This window comes from uncultured Campylobacter sp., assembly GCF_938030685.1.
Taxonomy (GTDB): Bacteria; Campylobacterota; Campylobacteria; order Campylobacterales; family Campylobacteraceae; genus Campylobacter_B.
In genome coordinates this window covers 1-4,401 of the sequence record NZ_CALHHX010000228.1, presented here as the reverse complement: position 1 = coordinate 4,401, position 4,401 = coordinate 1, and the positions used below count along the sequence as shown (strand labels likewise).

Sequence of the window (4,401 nt, the reverse complement as noted above, 5' to 3'; positions counted from 1 at the left end):
AAAAAAGCAGATCCAAACGAAACCGACCGAAAATAATTAAATTTATTCGCATATGAAATTTACAAATAAAAATCCATTTTAAAATTTTGCGCGAGCTAATCCGAAGCGATTACATAAGCTTCCTATAAGTAAAAATCTATATAATATAATTATGAAATATATAAAATTTACCTTCGATAAGCGCAAGGCCGAGATCAATTTAGCCAAACACGGCGTGAGCTTTGGCGAAGCAAAAAGCGTCTTCGCCGACGAGTTTGCGCGCGTGATATTCGACGATGAGCATTCGGAAGACGAGGAGCGATTTATCATTTTAGGTATGAGCGCGCGAGCGAGAATTCTCGTCGTGGCGCATTGCTACCGTGAAAAGGACGAGGTCATCAGAATCATATCGGCGCGCAAGGCCACCGCTCGCGAAACCAAGCAGTACGAGGAGTTACGATGAAAAAAGAGTATGATTTTAGCAAATCGGTTAAAAATCCGTATGTAAAAAAGCTCAAAAAGCAGATCAGCATAAATTTAGACGCCGAGACGATCGAATATTTTAAAGCCCTTGCCGATCAGAGCGGCGCGAAGTATCAAACGCTTATCAATATGTTTTTAAGCGAATGCGCGGCAAAGGGGCTAAAACCAAATTTTTTATAAATTCGCCCTTAAAACGCGCGCTCTCGCTTTGTCCGCATTTCATCGGCGCCGCCGAAGTTTAAATGGCTGCGGCGGCGGATAGTTAAATAATCGAGACGTCGAGCTTCTTGCCTAGCGCGCTTACCGCAGAGCTTAAGGTGCTTAGGGTAAGAGAGCCGTTTTTTGGATTCAAAAGCCTAGATACGACGGCTCTGCTGGTATTCATACGCTGCGCGAGCTCGGTCTGCGTAATGTTTTGAGCCCTCATCTCTTCTTCAATCTGATAAGCTATAACACGCTTTATCGCCACGGCTTTCGTCTGTTCGTAAAGCCCATCCTCTTTCAAAAAATCATCAAACGAACTTAAATTTTCTAGTTTCATATTCACTCTTCCTTTTTTGTTGCTAACCTTACTTTTACTCTAATTCCCTTGCGCGCTTGCTCGCCAGATCGATATCCTGTTTCGGCGTCTTTTGCGTTTTTTTTATGAAGCTGTGAAGCAGCACCATATACCCGCGCTTTACAACAAATATAACTCTCGCAATTCTGCCGCCCGAAATATCGCTGCGTACCTCATAAAGTCCATTTCCTAAACTTCTACACACGGGCATCCCGATCGGGTAGCCGAATTCCACCGTCGCAATATCCTCTCCTATGATCCTGCAATCCTCTCTATCCAAACTCAACAACCACTCGCGAACGGGCATATTGCCGCTTCCGCTTTCATAAAAAACAGCCTTAACTCTTTTCATAGCAGTAATTGTATCAAAAAAGATACAAAAAAGCAAATCGCAGTATAGAAAAATTAGGACGCGGAAGAATAAGCTATTCAAAAAATAGGGTCAAATCCCACGCAGGATCGCCCTTTTGCGGAGTAGAAAATGCCAAACGACGAAGATTATTCGCTAATCACGCGCGCTTTTAGCGATCTTGAGGAGCAGGAGGAGAGATTTCTGCGTCGCGAACGAGCGTATCGTGCGGTTTATAAAGAGGACAACCGCACGAGCAAACGCAAAAGCTCGGAGCGAAGCCGCTCAAAGCTTTACATCCCGCTTGTCAAAACTACCGTAAATATCATCCATAGCGTATTCAAAACCAGCTTTATGAGTGATCGCTGCCCGATCGAAGTAAAAAGGGTAGGGTTGCGAAGCGAGCATGATCTAATACTGCAAAACGCGCTTACCGCGGTGCTGAAGAACTATTGGAAAAAGAAAGAGCATCGCGTAGGGCTATCCAAAGCCGTGCTTAGCGCGCTGTATCTGCCGCTGGGTATTGTAAATTTATTCTACGACAAAACCGCCGCACAGATCCGCACGAAATTTATCCCGATCGCCGATCTCGCGTTTGATCGCCACGCAAGCGACATCAACGACATCGAATACGTAGCCTACAAATACAACCAATCGGCAAGAGAGATCAGAGAGAAGCTGGAGCGTAAATTTTACAAAGCGAAAGACGACAGAAACGTGATCGCACAAACCACGGCAGGCAGCGAGCGCATAGCAATGCGCGATCTGTATATCAAAAGCCGCGAGCAGGGGCGCTCCGTGTGGAAACTCAAAACCTACGCAAACGACACGCTAGTGCGCGAAGCGACATTCTCCCGCCTGCCGTTTCACTACGGATACTGCATCGAAACCACTCCGAGCATAAACGAGGACGAGCGCGAGGATGAGATAGCGATATACGGCTCGTGCATCCCCGAGATCGTTTGGGAGCTGCAAGAGGAATACAACATCAAGCGCAACCAAAAGATCGACATTACCGAAAATCAGATCGATCCGCCCTACGCTATCGATAAGGATTCGGGCAGCGTAGCAATCAGCGATATCGCCGCTAGGAAAAAATTTATCCGCATCGCCCCCGGAACTAATAAAACTATAAAAGACGTCATCACCGTAATGAGCGAGCCCGGCACTTATGGGCTAAGCGAAGAGATCGCGATGCTAAAGAACGAATACGAGATCGCGACGGGCGTAAACAGCGTGATGACGGGGCAAACGAGCCCGAGCGATCGCAGGGCTACGAGCGCGCTTCAAGCGGTTAATTCGGCTTCCGGTACGAGGATAGAGAGCATGCTTCAAACCCTGCTCGATACGATGCTGCAAAGCTACGCCGAACATTTTGTTTGGCTCATATACAAATTTACGAGCGACGAGGAATTCGTGCGGATCACGGAAGATCCGCAGATCATCGAAAAGATAGGCGATCGCAGCGCGCCGCTTGATTTCGATGTCAATGTAAATTTCGGCACCACCATCGCAAACGAAGTCAAGATCGGACAGCTCAACTCGCTGATGCAGGTCTTGGCGCAGGCGAATATGGCAACCCCGGCTATTTCTGGGGAGATCATCAAAGAAATTCTAACCCTAATTCTCGGCGAAAACGCGCCTATCGAGGCGATCGACGAGGCTATGGCGCAGATGCAAGCGCTCCAGCAAGCCCAACTTCAGGCGGCGCAGCAGGCGCAGGACGCAGCCGGTGATGAGGGCGGCGAGGCGCCGGACATCCCTGATAGAGACGAACACCCTCCGAGCGACGATGAACTCGATCGCGCGGCGCTGCTAAACGGCGGGATTTGAGATGAAAAACGAGTTTAAAAAATTTAGGACGCTCAGAAATAGAATCATTAAAAATTTTCAAAGGAGAAAGCTATGAAAAAAAGCGATTTCAAGGTGCTAGGCGTGATAACCCATATGGCTTCTAACGGGCTGATGGTGTTTTCAAACGGCAAAAACACGGGGCAGATCTCAGACGGAAAGATCGGCGACGTAATCGTAAGACGCAAGGATGAAACGGGGCTTGAGGTGCAAATTTTTAGCCCCGAGGAGTGGGCTGCTGTAGGGGCCGAAGAAAAAAAATCCGAAAAAGACGGTAATGCGGGCGACAAAAAGTCCGACGCGAAAGCGAACGAGGATCTTTCAAATTTGGGCGATGAAGCAAGCAAGGAAGGAGAGTAGAGATGGATCCGGATATCTATGATGACGATTTGGACGAGGGCGTAACAGATCCCGCCGCCGCGGCTGTCGCAGACGGCAAGGGAGAACCCGCCAAAGACGCAGGGGGCGAGCCTAAAAAATCCGCCGTGCCTCGCGACGACAAATCTGCAAAAGACGAGCCGAAAGGCGCGGAGCCCGGCAAGAAAGAGGGCGCCGGAGGCAAGGTGCTAAGCGACGAGGAGTATCAAAGCTTTCGCGCGATGGAGCAAGAAAGGCAGCTCAAAGAGCTCGAAACGGATTTCAAAAAGGAATACGGAGACTTCAATATGCAAAAAGTCCTCGACAAGATGTTTGAGCTCGATGAGAAGAATAAGGGGTATTTGGAGAAAAATTTCAACCCTACGGGGATTGAGAACGTCTATCTCAAATATTTCAAAGGGGCGCCACAGGACGACGAATACGACGTAGTCCACGGCAAGGGCGGCAGCGCTATCGACAGAGGAGAGATGGCGCGCCGAATCAACAAGGGCGAGATAAGCCAAGAGGAGAAGCTCGCCTATCTCAGCAAGATTTACTAAAAGGAGAAAGAGATGGCAACTATCAGAGATGGCCTCATCAGCTCCGACGAAGCGTTCGGCAAGTCTGGAGTTGAGTTTTGGAATACGATCAAAGAGATCGGATGGAAGAGCACGCCGTTTCTTACGGCGATCGGAATGGGTGCGCCGAGAGACAGGAGCTCCAATGCGGCGCTAGGTCATACTTGGATGTATGACGAGACGCCCGACGGCGATCTGAACAATGCTCACATGGAGGGCGGCGCCCCGGCTGCGCTGAAATACGT

The 4,401-nt window shown here is 48.9% G+C and carries 8 protein-coding genes; 6 read left to right on the top strand and 2 right to left on the bottom strand.

Translation table 11 applies throughout. The annotated features are described in order from the left end of the window. Nucleotides 1–151 precede the first annotated feature (151 nt). Entirely contained in the window at nucleotides 152–442 is a 291-nt protein-coding gene (locus tag Q0369_RS10995; RefSeq protein WP_297921088.1) for a BrnT family toxin, read from the top strand. Beyond that, entirely contained in the window at nucleotides 439–642 is a 204-nt protein-coding gene (locus Q0369_RS10990; protein WP_297945481.1) for a BrnA antitoxin family protein, read from the top strand. Before Q0369_RS10995 ends, Q0369_RS10990 begins: the two co-directional genes overlap by 4 nt. 82 nt (nucleotides 643–724) lie before the next feature. Here the strand turns inward: Q0369_RS10990 and Q0369_RS10985 are convergent, their stop codons facing one another. After that, nucleotides 725–1,003: an XRE family transcriptional regulator gene (locus Q0369_RS10985; RefSeq protein WP_298099904.1), complete on the bottom strand. Its 279-nt coding sequence runs from the start codon at nucleotides 1,001–1,003 to the stop codon at nucleotides 725–727. A gap of 34 nt (nucleotides 1,004–1,037) precedes the next feature. Next, nucleotides 1,038–1,373 (bottom strand): type II toxin-antitoxin system RelE/ParE family toxin, encoded by a 336-nt coding sequence (locus Q0369_RS10980; RefSeq protein WP_298099901.1) that lies wholly within the window; start codon nucleotides 1,371–1,373, stop codon nucleotides 1,038–1,040. Nucleotides 1,374–1,502: 129 nt separating this feature from the next. On the opposite strand from Q0369_RS10980, the gene Q0369_RS10975 reads away from it, so the two are divergent. The 4 genes from Q0369_RS10975 to Q0369_RS10960 form a co-directional block, all read left to right on the top strand. Continuing rightward, a complete protein-coding gene (locus Q0369_RS10975) occupies nucleotides 1,503–3,203 on the top strand; it encodes a hypothetical protein (protein WP_298099899.1) in 1,701 nt (566 codons plus the stop codon). A gap of 72 nt (nucleotides 3,204–3,275) precedes the next feature. Further along, nucleotides 3,276–3,581, top strand: coding sequence for a hypothetical protein (locus tag Q0369_RS10970; protein ID WP_298099896.1), 306 nt, complete (start codon nucleotides 3,276–3,278; stop codon nucleotides 3,579–3,581). A gap of 2 nt (nucleotides 3,582–3,583) precedes the next feature. Beyond that, the gene (locus Q0369_RS10965; RefSeq protein ID WP_298099892.1) at nucleotides 3,584–4,138 is read left to right on the top strand and encodes a hypothetical protein; all 555 of its coding nucleotides are present in this window, start codon (nucleotides 3,584–3,586) and stop codon (nucleotides 4,136–4,138) included. Nucleotides 4,139–4,150: 12 nt separating this feature from the next. Then, a partial coding sequence (locus Q0369_RS10960) for a hypothetical protein (RefSeq protein ID WP_298099887.1) occupies nucleotides 4,151–4,401 on the top strand: 251 nt, incomplete at its 3' end.